General features: G+C 64.7%; 21 protein-coding genes. 6 read left to right on the top strand and 15 right to left on the bottom strand.

Annotated elements, in window-relative coordinates:
• Window positions 1-17 precede the first annotated feature (17 nt).
• Genes FBZ93_RS16710 through FBZ93_RS16665 form a run of 10 tightly spaced genes read right to left on the bottom strand, consistent with a single transcriptional unit; the run spans window position 18 to window position 10,449 of the window.
• Window positions 18-824, bottom strand: coding sequence for a glutathione S-transferase family protein (locus tag FBZ93_RS16710; RefSeq protein WP_146986983.1), 807 nt, complete (start codon window positions 822-824; stop codon window positions 18-20).
• Between the two features lie 25 nt (window positions 825-849).
• The gene (locus FBZ93_RS16705) at window positions 850-2,010 is read right to left on the bottom strand and encodes an iron-containing alcohol dehydrogenase (RefSeq protein WP_146986982.1); all 1,161 of its coding nucleotides are present in this window, start codon (window positions 2,008-2,010) and stop codon (window positions 850-852) included.
• A 42-nt stretch (window positions 2,011-2,052) separates the two neighbouring features.
• The gene (locus FBZ93_RS16700) at window positions 2,053-2,826 is read right to left on the bottom strand and encodes an enoyl-CoA hydratase-related protein (RefSeq protein ID WP_050423534.1); all 774 of its coding nucleotides are present in this window, start codon (window positions 2,824-2,826) and stop codon (window positions 2,053-2,055) included.
• Between the two features lie 13 nt (window positions 2,827-2,839).
• Entirely contained in the window at window positions 2,840-3,850 is a 1,011-nt protein-coding gene (locus FBZ93_RS16695) for an NAD(P)H-dependent flavin oxidoreductase (protein ID WP_146986981.1), read from the bottom strand.
• A gap of 21 nt (window positions 3,851-3,871) precedes the next feature.
• Window positions 3,872-5,059, bottom strand: coding sequence for an acetyl-CoA C-acyltransferase (locus tag FBZ93_RS16690; RefSeq protein ID WP_146986980.1), 1,188 nt, complete (start codon window positions 5,057-5,059; stop codon window positions 3,872-3,874).
• A 16-nt stretch (window positions 5,060-5,075) separates the two neighbouring features.
• Window positions 5,076-6,206, bottom strand: coding sequence for an acyl-CoA dehydrogenase family protein (locus FBZ93_RS16685; RefSeq protein WP_146986979.1), 1,131 nt, complete (start codon window positions 6,204-6,206; stop codon window positions 5,076-5,078).
• A 21-nt stretch (window positions 6,207-6,227) separates the two neighbouring features.
• Window positions 6,228-7,409, bottom strand: a complete 1,182-nt coding sequence (locus tag FBZ93_RS16680; RefSeq protein ID WP_146986978.1) for an acyl-CoA dehydrogenase family protein — start codon at window positions 7,407-7,409, stop codon at window positions 6,228-6,230.
• A 12-nt stretch (window positions 7,410-7,421) separates the two neighbouring features.
• Window positions 7,422-8,159 (bottom strand): SDR family oxidoreductase, encoded by a 738-nt coding sequence (locus FBZ93_RS16675; RefSeq protein WP_146986977.1) that lies wholly within the window; start codon window positions 8,157-8,159, stop codon window positions 7,422-7,424.
• Window positions 8,160-8,204: 45 nt separating this feature from the next.
• Window positions 8,205-9,752: a class I adenylate-forming enzyme family protein gene (locus FBZ93_RS16670; RefSeq protein WP_246667510.1), complete on the bottom strand. Its 1,548-nt coding sequence runs from the start codon at window positions 9,750-9,752 to the stop codon at window positions 8,205-8,207.
• A gap of 58 nt (window positions 9,753-9,810) precedes the next feature.
• Window positions 9,811-10,449 (bottom strand): 2-hydroxychromene-2-carboxylate isomerase, encoded by a 639-nt coding sequence (locus FBZ93_RS16665; protein WP_024583888.1) that lies wholly within the window; start codon window positions 10,447-10,449, stop codon window positions 9,811-9,813.
• Window positions 10,450-10,657: 208 nt separating this feature from the next.
• On the opposite strand from FBZ93_RS16665, the gene FBZ93_RS16660 reads away from it, so the two are divergent.
• Window positions 10,658-11,170, top strand: coding sequence for a winged helix-turn-helix transcriptional regulator (locus FBZ93_RS16660; RefSeq protein WP_146986976.1), 513 nt, complete (start codon window positions 10,658-10,660; stop codon window positions 11,168-11,170).
• A gap of 44 nt (window positions 11,171-11,214) precedes the next feature.
• Here FBZ93_RS16660 and FBZ93_RS16655 read toward each other — a convergent pair whose 3' ends face one another.
• Together FBZ93_RS16655 and FBZ93_RS16650 are read right to left on the bottom strand one after the other, a co-directional pair.
• The gene (locus tag FBZ93_RS16655; protein WP_146986975.1) at window positions 11,215-12,258 is read right to left on the bottom strand and encodes an alpha/beta fold hydrolase; all 1,044 of its coding nucleotides are present in this window, start codon (window positions 12,256-12,258) and stop codon (window positions 11,215-11,217) included.
• Between the two features lie 102 nt (window positions 12,259-12,360).
• Window positions 12,361-14,682 (bottom strand): molybdopterin guanine dinucleotide-containing S/N-oxide reductase, encoded by a 2,322-nt coding sequence (locus FBZ93_RS16650; RefSeq protein WP_146986974.1) that lies wholly within the window; start codon window positions 14,680-14,682, stop codon window positions 12,361-12,363.
• A gap of 466 nt (window positions 14,683-15,148) precedes the next feature.
• Here FBZ93_RS16650 and FBZ93_RS16645 point away from each other — a divergent pair, with 466 nt between their 5' ends.
• From FBZ93_RS16645 to FBZ93_RS40630, 3 genes are all read left to right on the top strand, one after another.
• The gene (locus FBZ93_RS16645) at window positions 15,149-15,808 is read left to right on the top strand and encodes a hypothetical protein (RefSeq protein WP_146986973.1); all 660 of its coding nucleotides are present in this window, start codon (window positions 15,149-15,151) and stop codon (window positions 15,806-15,808) included.
• A complete protein-coding gene (locus tag FBZ93_RS41755) occupies window positions 15,805-16,080 on the top strand; it encodes an HGGxSTG domain-containing protein (protein ID WP_146986972.1) in 276 nt (91 codons plus the stop codon). Before FBZ93_RS16645 ends, FBZ93_RS41755 begins: the two co-directional genes overlap by 4 nt.
• A 155-nt stretch (window positions 16,081-16,235) precedes the next feature.
• Window positions 16,236-16,394 (top strand): hypothetical protein, encoded by a 159-nt coding sequence (locus FBZ93_RS40630; protein ID WP_167529064.1) that lies wholly within the window; start codon window positions 16,236-16,238, stop codon window positions 16,392-16,394.
• Between the two features lie 265 nt (window positions 16,395-16,659).
• Here the strand turns inward: FBZ93_RS40630 and FBZ93_RS16635 are convergent, their stop codons facing one another.
• Complete coding sequence (locus FBZ93_RS16635) at window positions 16,660-16,911, bottom strand: PilZ domain-containing protein (protein ID WP_146986971.1); 252 nt, start codon at window positions 16,909-16,911, stop codon at window positions 16,660-16,662.
• A 112-nt stretch (window positions 16,912-17,023) separates the two neighbouring features.
• Window positions 17,024-17,443: a hypothetical protein gene (locus tag FBZ93_RS16630; protein ID WP_146986970.1), complete on the bottom strand. Its 420-nt coding sequence runs from the start codon at window positions 17,441-17,443 to the stop codon at window positions 17,024-17,026.
• A 499-nt stretch (window positions 17,444-17,942) separates the two neighbouring features.
• Here FBZ93_RS16630 and FBZ93_RS41750 point away from each other — a divergent pair, with 499 nt between their 5' ends.
• Complete coding sequence (locus FBZ93_RS41750; RefSeq protein ID WP_283810822.1) at window positions 17,943-18,221, top strand: HGGxSTG domain-containing protein; 279 nt, start codon at window positions 17,943-17,945, stop codon at window positions 18,219-18,221.
• A 183-nt stretch (window positions 18,222-18,404) separates the two neighbouring features.
• On the opposite strand, the gene FBZ93_RS16620 is transcribed toward FBZ93_RS41750, so the two are convergent.
• On the bottom strand, window positions 18,405-20,180 hold the full coding sequence (locus tag FBZ93_RS16620) for an adenylate/guanylate cyclase domain-containing protein (RefSeq protein ID WP_146986969.1): 1,776 nt from the start codon (window positions 20,178-20,180) through the stop codon (window positions 18,405-18,407).
• Window positions 20,181-20,762: 582 nt separating this feature from the next.
• Here FBZ93_RS16620 and fabF point away from each other — a divergent pair.
• A complete protein-coding gene (gene fabF, locus FBZ93_RS16615) occupies window positions 20,763-22,025 on the top strand; it encodes a beta-ketoacyl-ACP synthase II (RefSeq protein WP_146986968.1) in 1,263 nt (420 codons plus the stop codon).
• Window positions 22,026-22,087: the final 62 nt, after the last annotated feature.

Genomic DNA, 22,087 nt, shown 5'->3' with positions numbered 1-22,087 from the left:
GCCAACAGGTGTCATGGTCAGGCCGCTGCCTTCGATCGCAGCTTCTCGACATAAGGCTTGAGGTCCGGCGCAAAATGCGCGTGCGCGACCAGCCGGGCAAAATGAGCGAACATCAGCGGATACTCATCCTGCACCCCGGGATGCAGGATCCTGGTCAATCCCTGCTTGTCCAATTGCTCGCTCCGCCCGTACTCGTTCATGAACAGCGCGAGCTCGGCGGCAAAGCAGATGTCGGCAATCGAGATGCCATCCCCGACCAGCGTCTCGCGCCGTCGCGACAGTGCCTGCTCGATTCCGGACGCATAGATCGCGAACGCATCCCTGGCGCGGTCATGAATGGCCGCGTCGACCGTGCCGCCCGACAGCGCGAGCAGATAGATCTGCGAATCCCGCGCAAAGACCAGGCTGACATCGAGAAAGCTGTCGATCCTTGACGCCTCGTAGACGTCGCGCCCGTAGAGCGGGAACGCCGCTTCGCCGAGCCGCGCCACCGCGCGCATGATGCTGTTGGATTCGAAGATCCCGACCTTGCCGCCGGCGCCGAACGCGGCGGGCACATTGCCGAACGGATGCGCTGCCATGAACGCATCGGTCTTGTATAGCTGCGCACCGGTCAGGCCGACCTTCCCGGTCCGCGCCAGCGAGGCGAGCTCCCCGCGCTCCTGCTCCGACAGTGGATGGGCATCGTAATCCCACAGCCAATCCCGCAACTCCTTGCCCGAGGCGCCTCGGACCTCGACCTCGACGCCGCAGAACCGGGCCGCGATGGTCGCCTTCCAGACCCGCGGGTTCGGTAGATAGGAGAAGATGCGCAAGGCGGTCATGGCGGCTGTTCCAAATGCTGTTGCCTCAGGCGGCGAGCTTCAGGATCTTGACGACGTCGGCGGGCTCACGGATCGGTTGCGGGTTGGCCCGGGTGAAGATCGACAGCATTGCGTTCCTGCCGATCAGCTCGAAGCGGTCTTCACCGACACCGACATCGGCGAGGCGCCGCGGCAGGCCGAGCTCCGCGATGAAGCCTGCGAATGCCTCGCCGGCGTCACGCCCCGGCGCGCCGAGGGCGGCGGCGATCGATTGCTGGGCCTTCTCCGTCGCCGGGCGGTTGTAGCGCAGCACGCTCGGCATCATCACCGCCGTGCAGAAGTAATGCGGGACGTCGCAAGTGCCGCCGAGCACATGGCCGATGGCGTGGCTGGCGCCCATCGGTACCCGCGACTGCAATCCGAATGCCGACAGCCAGGAACCCAGTTGGCAGCTCAGCCGCGCCGCCTCGTCGCCGGGATTGGCCTTGGTGCGCAGCAGGCCGTCGTGCAGATAGCGTAGCCCCTGCTGGCACACCGCATCCACGAGCACGTTGGGGCGACTGGAGCAGATCGCCTCGATGCCGTGATCCATCGCGCGCGTGCCGGAGCCGAGCCAGAGCTTCTCCGGCGTGTATCTCGTCATCGCCGGGTCGAGGATGATGCTGCGCGGCATCATCATCGGATGGTTGAAGATCTGCTTCAGCTTGCGGCTGGTGTCGGTGACCAGCGCGCCGGAATTGTACTCGCCGCCCGACAGCGTGCTGGGGATCGCGATCATCCGGACCTTAGGGTTGCGGAACGGCCCGAACCGGCGATCCGGCGTGGTCTCGAAGCCATCGAGCCCCGCCGGCTCAAAGATCTCGTGCTCGATGCACATCAGCACGATCTTCGCGGCATCGACCACCGAGCCGCCGCCGATCGCGACCACGAGGTCGGCTCCGGCTTCGCTGGCCTGCCGCGCGATCTGCGTTACCACGTCCCGCGTCGTGTGCTGCGGCACGCCATCGAAGGTCGCCGCATGGCGGTCGCCGAGCGCCTTGCGGATCTTCTCGATCTCGTCGGTCGTGGTGTTCAACGTCCGGCTGGCGATCAGGTAGACGCGTTTTGCGCCGAGCCGCTCGGCCTCCTCGCGCAAGGCTTCGGCGGCCGGCTTGCCGTAGATCACGGTTTCCATGGCGGGATATTGATGGCTGCCGACGACGTGCATGCTTGTCACTCCCTCGATGGTTCCGTGGATTTCGCTGCCGGTTCAGGCCGACAGCTTGGTGAAGTCAGGCTGACGCCGCTCGGCGAAGGCGGCAAAGGCCTCGCGGGCTTCGGGCGTCGTCAGCCGCTGCTTGAACAGCACGCCTTCCTCGGCGATCTGCGCCGCGATCCGCTGCTGCTCGCGCATCAGCGCCTTGGTCATGCTGAGCGAGCCGGCCGGCCGCTTGGTCAGCGCAATCGCCGCGTCATGCGCCTTCTTGCGCAGATCAGCTTGCGGCACCACGGCATTGGCGAGGCCCGATGCCAGCGCGCCCTGCGCATCCATCGGCTCACCGAGCGCGAACATCGCATAGGCGCGCGCGTGCCCGATCCGCAAGGGAAGCAGCCAGCTCGACGCCGCCTCCGGCACCAGAGCGAGATTGACGAACGGCGTGATCAGCCGTGCGGTCTCGGCGAGATAGACCAGGTCACAATGCAGCAGCATGGTGGTGCCGACGCCGACCGCATTGCCCTGCACGGCCGCGACCAGCGGCTTGCCGACCTTGCTGATGGTCTCGATGAAGCGATGCGCCGGGCTATCGACCGCGCTTTCGCCGCGCGCCTGGCTCGCGAAATCGGCCAGGTCGTTTCCCGCAGTGAAGCTGTCGCCGTCGCCCTGGAACAGAATCACGCGGACGGACGGATCCGCCTCGGCCTGCTTCAGGGCACCCGACATCGCGTCATACATGGCGCCGGTGAGAGCGTTCTTCTTCTCCGGCCGCTGCAACGTCAGCGTCATGACGCCGGCGGCGATTTCGACTTTGACATGCTCGGTCATGGCACTCTCCCGTTCAGGCCACCGCGCGGGCCGCGGTGATTTCAAACTTGCCGTCGAGGAAGCCGGTCAGCCGTTGCCGGATGATCGCTTCGGCCTCGGCCATGATGCGGTCGATCAGCTCCTTGACGGTCGGGATGTCGTGGATCAGGCCGACCACCATGCCGCAGCTCCAGGCGCCGGCATTCATCTCGCCTTCGATCATCACCCTCGGGTAGACGCCGGCGACCTGCTCGTGGATGTCCTCGATCTTCAGCCTGGCGCCCTTCTCGCGTTCGATCTCGAGCAACTCATCGACGCCCTTGTTCTTCAGCACGCGCTCGGTGTTGCGCAGCGCGCGCATCACGAGGCGCGTATCGAGCTCGTCGGCATCGAGCAGCGCCTGCTTCACATTGGCATGAACCGGCGCTTCCTTGGTCGCAATGAAGCGCGTGCCCATGTTCATGCCGGCGGCGCCCATCGACAGCGCGGCGACCAGGCTGCGCGCATCCGCCATGCCGCCCGAGGCGACGAACGGAATCGTCAATTCGTCCGCCGCGCGCGGCAGCAGGATCATGTTCGGGATGTCGTCCTCGCCGGGATGGCCGCCGCATTCGAAGCCGTCGACGCTGACCGCATCGCAGCCGATCTTCTCGGCCTTCAGCGAATGCCGCACCGAGGTGCATTTGTGGATCACCTTGATGCCGGCGGCCTTCAGCGCCGGCATGTACTGCTCCGGGCTGCGGCCCGCGGTCTCCACCGCCTTGACGCCGCCCTCGCGGATCGCGGCGATATATTCCGGATAAGGCGGCGCGGTGAAGCTCGGCAGGAAGGTCAGGTTCACGCCGATCGGCTTGTCGGTCATGTCGCGGCAGCGCGCGATCTCCTTGGCCAGCAGCTCGGGCGTCCGCTGGGTCAGGCCGGTGATGATGCCGAGGCCGCCGGCGTTGGACACCGCGGCCGCCATCTCGGCGAAGCCGACATAATGCATGCCGCCCTGGATGATCGGATGCTGGATGCCGAACAATTCGGTGATTGCTGTCTTCACAAGTCTCTCCCGCGCTTCCGGTCAGTGGATGATTTCAAACAGGCCGGCCGCGCCCATGCCGCCGCCGATGCACATGGTGACCACGCCATATTTCGCCTTGCGCCGCCGGCCCTCGATCAAGAGGTGGCCGGTGAGCCGCGCGCCGGTCATGCCATAGGGATGGCCGATCGCGATCGAGCCGCCGTTGACGTTGAGCTTGTCGGGATCGATGCCGAGCTTGTCGCGGCAATAGATCACCTGCACCGCGTAGGCTTCGTTGAGCTCCCAGAGATCGATGTCGTCGATCTTGAGATTATGCCGCTTCAACAGCCGCGGGATCGCCGCGACCGGACCGACGCCCATCTCGTCCGGCTCGACGCCGGCAGCGACGAATCCGCGGAAGATGCCGAGCGGCTTCAGCCCTTTCTGCGCGGCGACCTTGTCGCTCATGATCACGCAGGCCGAGGCGCCGTCCGAGAGCTGGCTGGCATTGCCGGCGCTGATGGTCTTGCCCTCGAACACCGGCTTGATCTTGGCGAGCCCCTCTGCCGTGGTGTCCGGCCGCGGGCCTTCATCCTTGGCCAAGGTCACCTGCTGGAAGCTGACTTCCTTGGTGTCCTTGTTGACCACGGCCATCTTGGTCGTGAACGGCACGATCTCGTCGTTGAAGCGGCCGCCCTGCAATGCGGCACCGACGCGGCGCTGGCACTCGAGGCTGTACTCGTCCTGCTGGTCACGGCCGATCCCGTAGCGCTCGGCGACGACCTCGGCCGTCTCCAGCATCGACATGTACATCTCGGGCTTCATCGCCATCAGATCGTCGTCGACCGCATGGAACCGGTTCATGTGCTCATTCTGCACCAGGCTGATCGACTCGATGCCGCCGCCGATCGCGATCTCGACGCCGTCAAGCATCACCGAGCGCGCGGCGACCGCGATCGCCTGCAAGCCGGAGGCGCATTGCCGGTCGATGGTGGTGCCGGCAACGGTGACAGGAAGTCCGGCGCGGATCGCGCCCTTGCGCGCGACATTCATCACCATGGTGCCCTGCTGCATCGCGCAGCCCATCACCACGTCCTCGACCTCGCCGGGCGCGATGCCGGCGCGCTTCACCGCTTCCGCCATCACATGGCCGGCCAGGGTCGGGCCGTCGGTGTTGTTGAGCGCGCCGCGATACGCCTTGCCGACGCCGGTGCGCGCGGTGGAAACGATGACTGCATCCTTTGACATGCTTGCCTCTCTTGCTTTAGGCGACCGCATCGAGCTGCGCATAGCGCAGCACGTGATAGGCGGGATCGCCGAACTGGATGTTGATGGAGGAAATCCGCTTGAAGTAGTGGCCGACATTGAGCTCGTCGGTCATGCCCATGCCGCCATGCAGCTGCACCGCCTGGTCGGCCACGAACTTGCCGGCATAGCCGATCTTGGATTTTGCACCCGACGCCAGCCGGGAGAGGCCGGCCTCCCCCTCGCTGAGGCTGAGCGACAGATGCTGCATCAGGGACAGCGCCTCCTGATGCGCGATGAACATGTCGACCATCCGGTGCTGCAGCACCTGGAAGCTGCCGATCGTCACACCGAACTGCTTGCGCGTCTTGGAATAGTCCAGTGTCGCGTCATTCAGCTCGCCGATCGCGCCGACCGCCTCGGCACAGAGCGCGCCAATGGCGCGGTTGCGGCAGGCCTCCAGCGCGGCGACGCCCTCGCCTTCCCGGCCCAACAGCTCTCCGCGCACGCCGCGCAGGCTGATCTCCGCCGCACGGCGGCCGTCGATCGTCCTGAAGCTTTGCAGATCGAGGTTCGCTGCGCGGCGATCGACCACGAACAGGCTGACGCCGCCGCGATCGTGGCGATGGCCCGAGGTGCGCGCCGAGACGATGAGATAGTCCGCCCAGGGCGCAGCGAGCACCGCGGTCTTCTCCCCGGTGAGCAGATAGCCGTCGCCGTCGCGGCGCGCGGTGGTGGTGACGGTGGCGAGATCGAACCGCGAGCCCTGCTCGGTCCAGGCCAGCGCCCAGAGCTTCGATCCCGCGATGATGTCGGCGATGTAGGCCTGCTTCTGCGCCTCGGAACCCGCCTGCTCGATCAGGCCGCCGGCCACCACGACTGTCTCGACGAACGGCTCGACCACGAGATGACGGCCGAACTCGTGCATGATGATCATGGTCGACAGCGGCCCGCCGCCGAAGCCGCCGACGGCTTCCGAGAACGGCGCGGCGAGCAGGCCAAGCTCGGCGAATTCATCCCATTGCCTGCGGCCAAGCCCCTCTTCGCTCGCGACGATCTTGCGGCGGGCGTCGAAATCATATTGGTCGCGCAGCAGCCGCTGCACGCTGGACCGCAACAATTCCTGCTCTTCCGTGAACTGGATATCCATTCGATCCTCGTTGCTTTGTAGCTAGAGACCAAGCACCGCCTTGGCGATGATGTTGCGCTGGATCTCGTTCGACCCGCCGTAGATCGAGAGCTTGCGCGAGTTGAGGTATTTCTCCGATGCGGTATGGCCGTAGTCGGGGCCCGGCATGAAGTGATTGGCGCTGACCGGATGCTCGCGGATCGCAAGCCCGTAATTGCCGATCGCCCGATGCGTCAGCTCGGTGATGTCCTGAAATATCTCCGTGCCGCGGATCTTGAACAGCGATGCGGCCGGTCCCGGATCGATGCCGCGCGCCATCTGGGCGACGACGCGAAGCTCGGTCGCCTCCAGTGCCAGCACGTCGAGCTCGACGCGGGCGATGTCCCGGATGAATTCGAGATGCGCCGGATCATCTTCCGGGATCTCGGCTTTCACGATCTTCTTCAGCCGGCTGAGATAGCGCGTCGAGCGGCCGATACCGGCCATGCTGGTGCGCTCATTGCCGAGCAGGAATTTGGCGTAGGTCCAGCCCTTGTTCTCCTCGCCGATCAAATTCTCGGCGGGGACGCGGACGTTCTCCAGGAAGACGTCATTGACCTCGTGCGAGCCGTCGATGGTGATGATCGGGCGGACCGTGACGCCCGGCGATTTCATGTCGATCAAGAGGAACGAGATGCCGGACTGCGGCTTCGCCGTGGGATCAGTGCGGACCAGGCAGAAGATCCAGTCGGCGTGCTGCGCCAGCGTGGTCCAGGTCTTGTGGCCGTTGACGATATAGTGGTCGCCGTCGCGCACCGCCTTGGTGCGAACCGTGGCGAGGTCGGAGCCGGAGCCCGGCTCCGAATAGCCCTGGCACCACCAATCCTCACCGGAGAGAATCCGCGGCAAGAATTTTGCCTTCTGAGCACCGTTGCCGAAGGTATAGATGACGGGACCGACCATGGTGACGCTGAACGCCAGCGGCGGCATGGTGCCGGCGCGCGTCGTCTCCTGCTCGAAGATGAAGCGACGGGTGATCGACCAGCCCGGGCCGCCATATTCCTTGGGCCAGAGCGGCGCGATCCAGCCCTTGTCGTGCAGGATGCGATGCCACAGCAGCATCTGCTCTTTGGAGAGATCGGTCTCCGGATTGGCGACGCGCATCTCCGCCGGATAATTGTCTTTGATGAAGGCGCGGACTTCGTCGCGGAAGGCCGTGTCTTCAGGGGATAGCGCGAGCTCCATCTGCCGTGCTCCCTACCACTTCTCGCCGAAGGGGCGGATTTCCAGCTCGAAGGTCCAGGCGCTCTTCGGCTGCTGGTAGAGCTGCCAGTAGGACGCGGCAACCGAGGCCGGCGGCATCAAGAGATCGGGATTGTCGAGCGCGTTCGGGCCGAGCGCCTCGATGCGGCGCTGCCGCACCCATTCGGTGTCGACGCCGGAATCGATGATCAGATGCGCGACGTGGATGTTCTTCGGTCCGAGCTCGCGGGCCATCGCCTGCGCCACGGCGCGCAGGCCGAATTTGGCGCTGGCAAACGCGGCATAGCCGCTGCCGCCGCGCAGCGACGCGGTGGCGCCGGTGAAGAAGATGTTGCCTTGGCCGCGCGCCGTCATCAGTCGTGCCGCCTCGCGTCCGGCCAGGAAGCCCGAGTAGCAGGCCATCTCCCAGACTTTGCGGAATACGCGCTCGGTGGTCTCGAGGATCGGGAAATTGACGTTGGCGCCGATGTTGAAGATGCAGACCTCGAGCGGCGCATGCTTGTCGGCGTCGTTGAGGAAGGCGGTGATCTCCTCCTCCTTGCGCGCGTCGAGCGAGCGCGCGTGGATCTCGCCGCCGGCGGCCTCGATCTCCTTGACCAGCGGCGCGAGCTTGTCGCCGTTGCGGCGGCCGGCGAAGATCGTGAAGCCCTCGGAGGCGAACTTCTTGGCGATCTCGCCGCCGATGAAATCACCGGCACCAATGACGGCGACCGTCCTGTTTCTCTTCTGCATGGTGTACTCCGGTCTTGTTTGAGTGAACTGTCTGACGGCTCAGCCTCAGCTGCGCAGCGACTCCGCCAGCTTGTGCTTCAACAGCTTGCCCGTCGATGTGGCGGGCAGCGCGTCCATCAGGATAATCTCCGTCGGGCGCTTGTACGAGGTGAGTTGCGGAGCAACATGGGCCATCAGGTCCTGCACGGTGGCAGTCGAGCCCTTGATCAGCTGCACGAAGGCCACGACTTCCTCATTGCCCTCGACCGGCCGGCCGACCACAGCGCACTGCACAACTGCGTCATGCGTGCTCAGCACCGCCTCGATCTCGGCCGGATAGACGTTGAACCCGGAACGGATGATCATCTCCTTGGTGCGGCCGACGATGTAGAGGACATCGTTCTCGAAGCGGGCCAGATCGCCGGTGTTAAACCAGCCGTCGGGATCGATCGCCTTGGCGGTCAGATCGGGCGCGCGGTAGTAACCGCGCATCACGTTCGGGCCGCGGACATGGAGCTCGCCGACCTCGCCTGCGGCAACCGGCTTGAGATCACGGCCGACCAGCCTGGCTTCGATGCCAGCCATGACGGCGCCGACCGCGTGATCGGCCCGCGGATTGTCGGGCCGGACACCCGAGATGCCCGGCGAGCATTCGGTGATGCCGTAGCCGTTGAGCAACGGCAGGCCAAGCTCCTGCTCGACCCGGTTCTTGAGATCGAGGTCGAGCGGCGCGCCGGCCACCGAGATCACGCGCAACCGGCCGCGACCGAGCTTCGGCAAGCCGGCATTGCGGCGGTATTCAAGCAAGCGCTGGTAGGTGGCGGGCACGCCGTTCAGGATCGTGATGCCCTCCTCGGCCATCGCCTTGACCAGCGCGGCCGGATCGTATTTTGCGACGAGGCGCACGGTGGCGCCGACCATCAAGGTCATCGTCAGCAGCGAGATGCCGACGATATGCGAGATCGGCAGCACGCAATACTGCACATCGTCGGCCGCCATCTTGCGGAAGCTTGCGGTGGCTCGGGCGCTGAACAACAGATTGCGATGGGTCAGCATCACGCCCTTTGGCGTGCCGGTGGTGCCGGACGTGTAGATCAGGACTGCGACCTGGTCGGCGCCGTCGGCTTCGACCGGCTCGGCCATGGTCGCCAGATTCAAGCTGGTGACGGCGACGCCGCGGAGCGGGCCGACATCCTGAATGGTGGCTTCGTAACGCGCTGCGTGCGCGGCCGCCTCTTGCGACACCTCGGCCGTCAACAACACGCGGCGAGCGCCGCTGTGATCTCTGATCTGATCCAGCTCGCGCGGCGACAGCCGCGGATTGACCACGATTGACCAGACATCGAGGCGGCTTGCCGCCAGCAGCAGGCAGGCCAGCGGAATCGAATTCTCGCTCACGATCATCATGCGGTCGCCGGCGCGGATGCCGAGCGCCTGCAACGCGCCTGCAACGCGATCGACCGCCTGATCGAGCTCGCGATAGGTCAGCCGCATCGTGTCGTCGATCAGCGCCGGATGATTTGGCGTCGCCACGACGTGGTGATTGATCACCTCGTGGATACGGTTGGGCAAGCCTTCCACACTTCCTTCGGCAAACTGGGTCAACGCCTGCACTGAAACCTCCCTGTCGCAGCCCTTCGGGCTTGATGTGTTGGCTTGAGGAATCTTTGGCTCAGGCAGTCTTGCGCTGCCCGGCAGCCAGCTGTGCGACAATCTCGTCCTCGACTTCGCGCAGTCGGTCCTTGCCGAAGAAGATCTCGTCGCCGACGAAGAAGGTCGGCGAGCCGAACGAGCCGCGCGCCACGGCATTGCTGGTATTGTCGATCAGCTTCTTCTTCACCTCGTCCTGCTGGGCGCGGGCGATGATGCGATCGATATCGAGGCCGGAGGACAGGAACGCCTCGCGGAACACCTGCGGATCATCCATCTTCTTGGGCTCGGACCACATGTGGTGATAGGCGGCGCGGAAATACGGCTCGAACAGCCCCTCGAAATCGGCGGCGACGACGCCGCGCATCAGCATCAGCGTGTTGACCGGAAAGAACGGGTTCGACTTGAAGGTCGTGATGTTGTGGCGGCGCAGGAAGCGCTCGGTCTCGAGCGCGTTGTATTCGGGCTTGTTCTTGATGCCGCGCAGCGACTCGCCGGGCGACATGTTGCCGGTGGCCTTGTAGACGCCGCCGAGCAGAACCGGGACGTAGTCGAACTTCACGCCGGTGCGCTTCTCGATCCCCGGCAGCGCGAGCTCTGCGAGATAGGCGTTGGGGCTTCCGAAATCGAAGTGGAATTCGACCTTGAGCGGAGCAGCCATGGAACGCCCTTCCCTTCGAGTGGCAGCAATCGCCTGTCGCTGCCGGTTGATCGTGGTCCGGACCATAAGTTCTATTTTGGAACTGTCAATATGATATTTGTCATCCAATGCACGGATGACGGCTGCAACGGAGGCATCCTATTGAAATGACGTTAGTTCTGTTTTAGAATTTGATTTGCGATATCGTCGCAGCCCGCAGGAGACGCTGATGAAATGGGATGCCCTCGAGGAGGAGCCGTGCTCGCTGGCCCGCACCGTGGCCGTGATCGGCGATCGCTGGAGCCTGTTGATCCTGCGCGAATGTTTCCTGCGCATCCGCAGGTTCGATGACTTCCAGGCATCGCTTGGCATCACCCGGCATCTGCTCGCCGACCGGCTGAAGAAGCTGGTGCGCTTCGGCGTGCTGCGCAAGATTCCATATCAGGAGGCGCCGAAGCGCTACGAATACATCCTGACGCAGAAGGGGCTCGATCTCTATCCGATCATCATGTCGATCGTGCACTGGGGCAACATCCACATGGTCGACGCACGCGGCCGGCCGTTGCTGCACGAGCACAAGAGCTGCGGGAAGATGTTCGATCCCGTGATGGTCTGCTCGGAATGCGGCGAGCCGCTGAGCGCCAAGCACGTCCATGTGCATCCGGGCCCCGGCGTCCGGCGATCGTCACCGCTGCACGCCAGCGCGCGGGAGCGCACCAAGAAGAACGCTGAGCAGGCCTAGACATTCTCTGCAGGGCCGGTGCTTCGCGCGGCGGGTCGAGGTCTCTATTTGACCAGCGTCGCGCCGGTCTCCGGATGCTGCAGCCAGCCGAGCAGCGCCTCGTGGAAGCGCGCCGGCGCCTGGATCTGCGGCGAATGGCCGAGGTCGGGGAATTCGATCAGCTGGATATGCGGGATCCGCCTGGCGGCCTCCTTGCCCAGCACCGGATAATTGCCGAGCGTCTTGCGAATTTCGGGCGGCGCGGTGTCCTTGGCGATCGCGGTGGTGTCCTTGTCGCCGACGAACAGCAGCGTCGGCGGCTTGATCTGCTCGAACTCGTAGAACACCGGCTGGGTCGCGATCATGTCGTAGAGCCGCGCCGAGCTCGACGCCACGGCGGCGCGGCCCTCGCCGCGATACATGCCGGCCAGCATCTGCACCCAGGTCTCGTAGGACGGATCCCAGGTGTCGGCGTAATAAGTGGCGCGCTCATAGGCGCGGATGCTGTCGGCGGTGACGCGGGTCTCGCGCTGCATCCAGTTGTCGAGGCTGAGCCACGGCACGCCCTTGGCCTTCCAGTCCTCGAGCCCGATCGGATCGACCAGCACCAGGCGGTCGGTGGCGTCCGGGTACATCAGCGCATAGCGCATCGCCAGCATGCCGCCGGTCGAATGGCCGACCATGATCGAGTGCTCGATCCCGAGCGAGGCGAGCAGCGCGCGGCTGTTGCCGGCGAGCTGCTGGAAGGTGAACTGGTAGCGGTCCGGCTTACTGGATTTGCAGAAGCCGATCTGGTCCAGCGCGATCACGCGATAGCCGGCGCCGCTGAGCGCCTTGATGGTGCCGTCCCAGGTCGCAGCACAGAAATTCTTGCCGTGCAGCAGCACCGCGGTCTGGCCGTTCGGCGTCGCCGGCTTGACGTCGAGATAGGCCATGTCGAGCTCCTGCCCCTGCGAGCTGAAGCGATAATGCTGCACCGGATAGGGATATTCGAAACCCTGCAACTCCGGCCCATAGGCCGGCTCGGCGGCCGATTGCGCCAATGCATTCGAGGCACCGAACGCGACGGTCGCGGCGATGGCAAGATAAGACAGGGTTTTCAGGTGCATCTCAGACTATCCGACAATCAGGGGCGATCTCGCGATGCCGTAGCCGAACGGCCGGGCGCCATCCAGCGCCATCAGATGATTTGTTCGTGATCGCTCGTAAAATTACGCCGGATCGAACGCGCGGATCGGCGGCAGATTGCCGTTGAAGCGCTCGACCTCGACGGTCGTCAGCTGGCCGGTGCAGCCCTGCGCGAAGGATGACGTGCCGATGTCGCGCGTCAGCACGTTCGGATTGCCGTGAACACAGAGCGTAGCTTCCTCCTCCGGGTCCATCGGGTCGTACCAGGCGCCGGTCGGCAGCTGAACCACGCCGGGCGCGATGCCGTCGGTGACGCGCACCGCGGCAAGGCAGGCGCCGCGCGCATTGAAGATGCGGATGATGTCGCCGTCGGCGATGCCGCGCGCCGCAGCATCGCGCGGGTTCATGCGCGCGACCTCGCGGCCGCGATGCTTGGCCTCAACCGAATGGCCGCCGAAATCGAGCTGGCTGTGCAGGCGCGTCACCGGCTGGTTGGCGACGAGGAAGCACGGCGCGCCCGGCGTCGGCGTATCGGTCTTCTCGAGCCAGACCGGATGGCCCGGACAATCGGCATCGCCGTGATCCGCGATCTTCTGCGAGAATATCTCGATGCGGCCGCTCGGCGTCGGCAGCGGCCGCGCGACCGGGTCCTCGCGGAAGCGGCGCAGCGAGCCGCCGTCGTCGAGATGCTGCGGCACCACCAGGCTGCCGCGCGCCCAGAACTCGTCGAAACTGGGCGATTCGAGCCCGCGCGCGGCGAGCGCCTTGCGGGTCGGCTCGTAGAGATGTTCCAGCCACTCGCGCGACGTGCGGCCTTCGGTGAAGGGCTCGCGGGCCCCTAGCCGCTCGGCGAGGTCGGCGAAGATCTCGTAGTCGTCGCGGGCGAGGCCGAACGGCTCGGCGATCCGGTGCATCGCGACCATCAAGGGATCGTTGCTGGAATAGCCGATGTCCTCGCGCTCGAGCGTCATGGTCGCGGGCAGCACGATGTCGGCGTGGCGCGCGGTCGCGGTCCAGGCGAGCTCGTGCACGACCAGCGTGTCGAGCCGCGCAAACGCCTTGCGCAGGCGGTTGAGGTCCTGGTGATGGTGGAACGGATTGCCGCCCGCCCAATAGACCAGGCGGATATCCGGATAGGTCCGCGTCTCGCCATTGTAGCGATAGGTGGTGCCGGGATTGAGCAGCATGTCGGCGATACGCGCCACCGGAATGAAGTCGGCGACGCCGTTGCGGCCCTGGCCGAGCGTCGGTCCGGGCACCGCGTTGACACGCCGCCCGTAATAACCGATCGCGCCGAGCGAATAGGCGTAGCCGCCGCCGGGCAGGCCGATCTGGCCGAGCGCCGCCGCCAGCACCATGCCCATCCACACCGGCTGCTCGCCGTGCTCGGCGCGCTGCAACGAATGCGACACGGTGATCAATGCACGCCGCCCGGCGAGCCGCCGCGCCAGCGCCTTGATGGTCCCGGCATCGATGCCGCAGATCGCGGCGGCCCATTCGGCGCTCTTCGGCACGCCATCGGCCTCGCCGGTGAGATAGCGCAAGAACACCGGCCAGCCCTCGGTGTAGCGATCGAGGAAGGCCTGATCGTGCAGGCCTTCGCTGACCAGGGTGTGGACGATGCCGAGCATCAGCGCGGTGTCGGTGCCGGGCGTCGCCGTCAGCCACTCGGCGCCGGCCTCGACGGGGAGATCGTCGCGCAGCGGGCTGACCAGGATGAACTCGCAGCCGCGGCGCTGCGCCGCCTGCATCGCACCGCGCTCGACATGCTTGCTGATCGAGCCGCCGGCGACCATCGAGTTCTTCAGCGCCATGCCGCCGAACGCCAGCACGATGTCGGTTTCGGCTGATATCTGCTCCCAGGTGACGTTGCGCTTGGTGATGTCCTCATAGCCGGTGAGGATCTGCGGCAGCAGCACCGAGGACGCGCCGGAGGAATAGGTGTTCACCGAGCGGACATAGCCGCCGAGTGCGATGTTGAGGAAGCGATGCACCTGGCTCTGCGCGTGATGGAAGCGGCCCGCGCTCGACCAGCCATAGGAGCCGCCGAACACCGCGCCGGGGCCGATCGTGTCGCGAATGCGCGACAGCTCGCCGCCGAGCAGATCGAGCGCCTGCTCCCAGCTCACCGAGACGAACTCGTCGCGGCCGCGGCGCTCGTCGGGCCCGGGGCCGCGCTCGAGCCAGCCGCGGCGGATCGCGGGCTGGCCGATGCGCGCCTGGTGGCGCAGCGCGCCGGGAAAGTTGTTGATGATGCCGTTCGGATCGGGATCGCCGCCATAGGGCCGCACTTCGAGACCGGCCTTGCCGAGCCGCGCCGAGAACACGCCCCAATGCGAGGTGTGCGGCTTGAAACCATCGGACAGGTCGAGGCCCGGATCGGGGTAGCCAATGGTCTCGCTCATTCAGCAGCGTCCTCAGATGCGGGTCTTCAGCCCTGTCGCAAAGATGTCGCCAGTATAGCGATCCGCGTCCCGATGTCTTCGGATTGAGGGTTGCGGGACGCGCAGGCGGCCACGCGCAGGGCATCCGCGACCGCAGATGTCGCATCGTGTCTCGCCGGCCTCTGACGACGGTGGCGGAACTCGCCGCAAAAGATGCGCGCCGCCAAAAACGCGAAAACAACCCCATGCAAAGCAGCAGGCGCACTGCCGGCGCCTGATACGGCGGCTTGACACGTCGGGCAAATCAGGGGCATATTTCCAATATTCCGAAATCGTGCAAACGCCCCCTACAGGCGTCCCCTCTCCCGCAACAGCGGGCTCACCGGCTGCGATCGCGGTCGAACATCCTTAACCCACATCGACATCGCTACCGCCGCCCGCAGCGAGCGATCGCCTGCGCGCGCCGCGCATTCCAGGGAACATCAACATGACCACTGCCCCCGACCTCACCGTGCCGACGATGGCCACCGCACCCGGCGGGCCGCAAGCAGCCATGCTCCCCCGGATCAAACTCTCGCGGCGCGGATATGCGATCGACCACCCTGACCCGAGGCTCGGCGAGCAGCTGATGGCGAACGCGCTCGGGGTCGCTGATCGCGACGCGATGGACGGCATCGTCAGGCAATTGGTCAGGGCCAGCGTCAGCGGCGGCAAGCCCAGCGAGGTCAACCTCGCTTTCATGATCTCGATGGTGCAGAGCATTCGCCCGCGCGATGCCGTCGAGGCCATGCTGGTGGCGCAGATGGTTTCGGTTCATGTGATGGCGATGCGCTGTGCCCAGCACCTCGCGCATGCCGACGACCTCGCCCAGCACGACAGCGCGGCGCGCGCCCTCGGCCGGCTCGCCCGCACCTTTCCCGCCCAGATCGAGGCGCTGAACCGCTACCGCAGCCATGGCGAGCCCGCCGTCACCGTGCAGAACGTGAAGGTGGAGGACGGCGGCAACGCCATCGTCGGCAACGTCACCCAGCATGCGAGCGTGATCGTCTCCGACAAGACCGCGGCCTCCGCGACGCGGGCGCCGAAGGCCGCGTGCGCCAGGCGAGCGCACGATGCCGCCGATGCCAGGCAGGGCGCACCGGCATGAGTGGTCAAATCAGCACGACCGGCCCGATGCTGGCGAGCCCGCGCTGCGGCGCCAAGACGCGCGCCGGCGGCGCGTGCCGTGCGCCGGCGGTGCGCGGCAAGAGGCGCTGCCGCATGCACGGCGGCGCAAAGGGATCCGGCGCGCCGAGAGCAAACCGGAACGCGCGCAAGCACGGGCTGTTCACTGGGGATGCGATCGCCGAGCGGAAGCAGGTTCGAGCGTTGTTGGGGGAAGCGCGGCAGTTGCTGAAGGGAATGAGATTTAGACCATGACCGCGTCGTCCACCTGGTGGTGACTATCGCGACATCGACCTAGCTGGGTCCAAAAATCATGTAGAGCAGCATCGTCCCCACAACGGCTGTCCAGCCGATCGAAGCTGCAATGGCCCACATCTGTATCGGCATTGGAGGATCCCTCCGCAAATTCAATGAAGCAAAACGAAGTGAAGCAAAACGAAATGAAGCAAAACGAAGAGGTCGCTGGCGCTGACAGCGACCTCCTGGACCTGTTCTCAAATGAACATTTTCGAAATACAATCGCCGCCGAAGGTCCGTTATCATTAGAGAATGAATCGGCGGTCCGGTGAAGAGCAAACACGCCCGGCCCCCAGCGGAACAATTGCAACGTTGCGAGGGCGACACACTTCCCTCAGGGCTGAGCGAGCAATCCCTATCGAACAGCCGGCTACGACGCCGGCGCGGCACGGCCACGACGAGCATGGGCCTGTTGCCGCGGCGGGATCATGTCCCGTACCTTCCCGGTGCAGTCAGCGCGCGTCGATTGCCAGATCCTGCGCATGCCCACGACATACGGCCGTGGGCGTCGCGTTCAGCGTGACGTGAGCAGGCGTTTCACTCAGTGCGGAACTTGACGCCGACCCATCCGCCTTTGCGCCAGACCACATGGCACAACCAGGTCTTGCTCGGCGGAATGATGAGGGTGAACTGATCGGGCAACTCGGAATGCTGGTCTGCCCACACAGCGGCGCCATCCTCCGTGATGTCCCGCACGGTACAGCACAGCGACAGGTCGTCAAACCTGATCAGGGCATCATCCAAAGACGGATTGCGCGCAGACTTTCGTCTGTCGGGAAGGATAACCATTCCGTGGCCAATCAATAGATGATGCAAATCTGATCGATGCTCCGTCAGAAAGATTGCGTTTCCACTAACGAAGGCCTGATGCGGCGCCGCGCGCCAAGCCCGACAAACCAATTCAGGCCCTGCGCCGATTGGATCGATCCTTCCCCCGCCGGCGTCGCGGCCTGTCACGACGTCGTTGGGGAGGATCAAGCGATCTTGCGACCTCCGCCACTGGCTTTGCTGCGGGCTTGCTGGATTGCAGATCGGCGACTGATCGATGCGGTGGCTCTATCCGATTGGCGACCGCCGCGTCGAGCGCGGCGAGGAATTGCCGTCCCTCATCGGTGATTTCCCAGCCTTGATGATTGCAGAGAACGTATCTGGCCGAGAAGATATTCAGATCCGGTGCATGCTGAGCCAAGCGCTTCATGCGATCGGTCCAGTCCTTGCCGCTGTTCATCAGGATTTCGACGGCGTGCCGGATTTCGGCAACAGAGGCACGCCCGGCGGACTGGCCGGCCAGCACTTTCAAGACGGTCAGTTGGAAGGACACTTCCACGTCTCCGGTCTGGCTCTCGAAGTGTCGGCGAGGTCGGTTAACCGCCCGTCAAAATTTCGTCATTGCCGCTCAACAATTGACGCAATGGATCAAGCACTCCGACCGGGATCAATCACGCAGCGGAGTTAGCCTGAACTAAAATGGATAGGTCGGCGGCCCGAGTTCCCGATTTAACCCGATTGCGCAGCATCAAGCTTAACGCGCGAGTTCGTTTGCTTTGACGCGGTCACCGATCAAACATCAGCGTACCGGATATTGCCCTCCATCCGGATCCACCATGGCGAAGTCGTCGCGCCACGATATTCGGCGTGACGACTTCGCTCTGGGCGAGCACAAATAGTCGCGTCGTCTTCGCCTCGACAGCCGATCCACCAAAGCCACCGGCATCCGCGGCGCGGGCGCCGAAGGCCGCGCGCGGCAGGCGAGCGCATGATGCCGCCGATGCCAAGGCGGGACGCGCAGGCATGAGCGTCATACCGGAACGACCGGTCCGATGCCGGCGAGCCCGCGCTGCGGCGCCAAAACTCGCAGCAGTGGCGCGTGCCGCGCGCCGGCGGTGCGCGGCAAGAGGCGCTGCCGCATGCACGGCGGCGCGAAGGGATCCGGCGCTCCGAGGGCCAACCGGAATGCGCGCAAGCACGGGCGGTTCACTAAGGATGAGATCGCCGAGCGGAGGGAGATACGAGCGTTGCTGGGGGGAGGCGCGGAAGATGTTGGAGGGGATGAGGTGATCCGTTACAGTAACGGCCTGCACGCTCGCATGAGATCCTGAAAGGCCTTGGACAATATCCAAGTTTCGTGGATCGCACGACGCTCCTGCGCACCGTATTCTTCTCGGGTCCAAGCGAAACGAAACCAGCCTTGTGAGCCCATGAGGCGACTGCTGCGAAGACTGCGACGAGGCGCCGGCTGACTTTCGTTGGGTCTGATTATGTGTGTCCCAATTCCTAAGCCCTCATCCTTCCGGCACCCCGGCCACCCGCAGCCCCTCACAGACGCGCTCGCGTCCGAAGAGATACACAGGATGGTTGCTTGGAGAGTTAGTACGAAAACGGCGGACACTGAAACTCGGATTGAGCGCAAGACCTGCCTTCGCTGCAACTCGCGCCTCATCCAGTTCACCGACTTGCGCCAACGCAGCCGCCAAATAGAGATGCGCAAGATGGTAATTCGGGTTCGCTTGAACGCTCCGGCGCAACCAAACTATCGCTTCGGTATCATTGCCTTGCCAAAGTTTGGCCTCGCCCACGAACATTATCCAGATATACATGTGGGTATCACGGGGGGAGAGCCGGAGCGCCTGATCCACACCAGCTTCGATTTCCTCGCCGCGACCGAGAAAAAACTTGGCAATCCCAATGTTAGCGTGGGCTTGTGCCATATTCCGATCCAGTATCAACGCGCGCTCATAATTGGCGATGCCTTGAGCCGCGCGGTTCGTAAAACTTTGCACAAGGCCCAGTACAAAATGGGCCAGAGGATGGTTAGGCGCGAAGGATAGAGCCTCTGATACGGCCGCCTCAGCTGCGGCGAGATGTTCTATCCGCTCGTCGGTCAAAAAACTCGCGCCAATCGCAAAATTAATCATTGCCGAACCGACCAGCGCCTCAACGTTTCCTGGATCGAGAACTAATGCCCGCTCGATAAAGCCGCTCGCTCGTGCCATGTGTTCGGGCGTTCGGCCCCTGTTGACCCAAGCAGCCGCTTGGAAACACAAGTCAGTCGCGTCTGGACGGGGTGCCCGCTCCCCTCGTCTCGCCTCAGCGGCGATCAACTCGGCGTTCAACGTATTGGCGAGCCTTGATACAATTTCGTCCTGCATTTCAAAAAGATCAGCAATCTGCTCGTCAAACCGCTCTGCCCAAACATGATTGCCGCTTTCGGCATCAATCAATTGCACATTGACCCGCATACGATTGCCGCCCCGTTGCACCGAGCCCTCGAGCACGTAGCGGATGTTTAGCTCACGTCCGAGCTTCTTCACGTCTATCGCTTTTCCTTTGAATGTGAACGCGGTGTTGCGCGCAATCACAAACGCGCCACCGATGCGCGATAAGTCCGTGGTCAGGCTCTCCGTCACCCCATCCACGAAATACTCTTGTTCGGGATCGCCGCCGATGTTTACGAACGGTAGAACCACAATGGATAGATGCGGCGCAGAAGATGGCGGCGGGCCGGTTAGACGAGCATTTTCGCCCGGGCCAACCGCATAGGCACGGATTGGCCGGGCGATGTTCTTGAGGGTCTGCTCACCTAAATCAGTGAAATCGACCGGGACCTTGCCGCGAACCTGTTCGTAAGCGGATGACGAGATGCAGATTCCACCTGGCTCAGCGATCCCTTCAAGCCGAGCCGCGACGTTGACTCCATCGCCGAGAATGTCATCGCCTTCGATCAGGATGTCGCCGAGGTTGATCCCGATCCGAAACAGCATACGCGTCTCCTGCGGGATACCGTCGTTCCGTTGGACCATCACCGCCTGTACAGCCACGGCACACTCGACGGCATCGACCACAGAGGGAAACTCAAGCAGTACGCCGTCCCCCGTGGTCTTCACGAGCCGACCGCCGTGTTCCGCCACGACGGCGTCGGTAACCTTGCGATGTTCGCGGAGTGTGCGGGCGGTGCCCACCTCGTCGAGTCCCATGAGCCGCGAGTAGCCTGCCACGTCAGCCGCGACTATGGCCGCCAACCTGCGTCCAACTCTAGTGCCTGGATGCGCTTCAGCCATGGGCACGCTATCCCGTTCGCGGTGGGATTATGGACGAAGGAACCGCGGGTTACCACCGGGACACCACGGGTCTCCGGATGTAGGCACTTGAACTCGGCGAGAACGCTTGCGCGGGAAAGTCCTTTTGATCCCCCACGGCGGCGGACCCATGCAAAACGGAATCGCAAGGATTCCGAATTCGGCCTAGTATAAATCCTATATGGACGATTGGGACTTCACGTCCTCTCGCCTCGAAGCATCACGTCTCGCTTCTGGAGGCGCCGGCCGTACCACGCGCCAGCTCTTATTCCGTTGAAATCACAATGCAAAGTCAAGCGACCTCACTCGCGCTTCGTCTCTGCTCCCCCTCACCCCTTTGCAACGCTCGCATCGAACAGGAGCTCCGCAACCTTGAGCGCCGACTGCGCCAGCCCGTCTTCCGGCTGCTGGCCGGTACTGTAGATGCCTTCCGGCCTCGGCGAACGGCCTGACGCTGGCCTTGACGCGCGGCCGGTCGAGATAATAGATGATGACTATCATATAAATTGAAACCCCGGGCAGGGTCGAGTCCAGCCACGCCGGCAAGACCACGACAGGAGCACCATGCGTCGAATTGTCGTAACAGGCCTGGGGACGGTGTCCCCGCTGGGCTGTGGCACCGAACTGGTCTGGTCGCGGTTGCTGTCGGGGCAATCGGGGCTCCGGGCATTGCCGGACTGGGCGATGACGCTGCCGGCGCGCGTCGCAGGCCAGGTGCCTGACAAGGCCGGGGATGCCGAAGGCGGGTTCGATCCTGATCTGGCGGCGCCGCGCAAGGACCAGAAGAAGATGGACCGGTTCATCCTGTTCGCGCTGCTGGCGGCGGCGGAGGCGGTGGCGCAGGCCGGCTGGATGCCGGCCGAGGCGCGGGCCGAGGTGCGCACCGCCACGGTGATCGCAACCGGGATCGGCGGGTTTCCCGCGATCGCGGACGCGGTGCGCACGGTGGAGAAGAACGGCACGCGCCGGCTGTCGCCGTTCACCGTGCCCGCCTTCCTGGCCAATCTCGCGGCCGGGCACATCAGCATCCGCTATGGGTACAAGGGTGCGATCGGCGCGCCGGTGACCGCGTGCGCGGCGAGCGTTCAGGCGATCGGCGATGCGGCGCGGTTGATCAGGTCCAATGAGGCCGATGTTGCGATCTGCGGCGGCGCGGAGGCCTGCATCGATCCGGTGAGCCTTGGCGGCTTTGCGGCCGCGCGGGCGCTTTCGACGTCGTTCAATGAGGAGCCGGCCCGTGCGTCGCGGCCGTTCGACCGCGACCGGGACGGTTTTGTGATGGGCGAAGGCGCGGGTGTCCTCGTGATCGAGGAGCTCGAACATGCGCTGCGGCGCGGCGCGCAGCCGATCGCCGAGATCGTCGGCTACGGCACGACGGCGGATGCCTATCACATCACCGCAGGTCCCGAAGACGGCGACGGCGCCCGCCGCGCCATGAAGATGGCGCTGGCGCAGGCCGGCTTGCGCGCGAGCGAGATCCAGCATCTCAACGCGCATTCGACGTCGACGCCGGTCGGCGATCTCTCAGAACTGGAAGCCATCAAGCGCGTGTTCGGGCGCGACGGCGGAATTGCCGTCAGCGCGACCAAATCGGCGACCGGCCATCTGCTGGGAGCTGCCGGCGGCATCGAGGCGATCTTCACGATCCTGGCGCTGCGCGATCAGGTGGCACCGCCGACGCTCAACCTGGAGAACGCCGATTCCGCCGCTGGGGGTATCGACCTCGTAGCGAACGTTGCGCGGCGGATGCCGATCGAGCACGCGATCTCGAACGGCTTTGGATTCGGCGGCGTCAACGCCAGCCTCGTGTTTCGACGCTGGGCTTGAAGCGGCCGGCGGCGCGGCGGGCGGTTCACCTCTCCCCGGCGGGGAGAGGTCGATTTGCGAAG

It is taken from the genome of Bradyrhizobium macuxiense, assembly GCF_007993935.1.
GTDB classification, from domain to species: domain Bacteria; phylum Pseudomonadota; class Alphaproteobacteria; order Rhizobiales; family Xanthobacteraceae; genus Bradyrhizobium; species Bradyrhizobium macuxiense_A.
The sequence above is the reverse complement of the archived record's forward strand: the minus strand, read 5'-3'. Positions and strand labels throughout refer to the sequence as shown.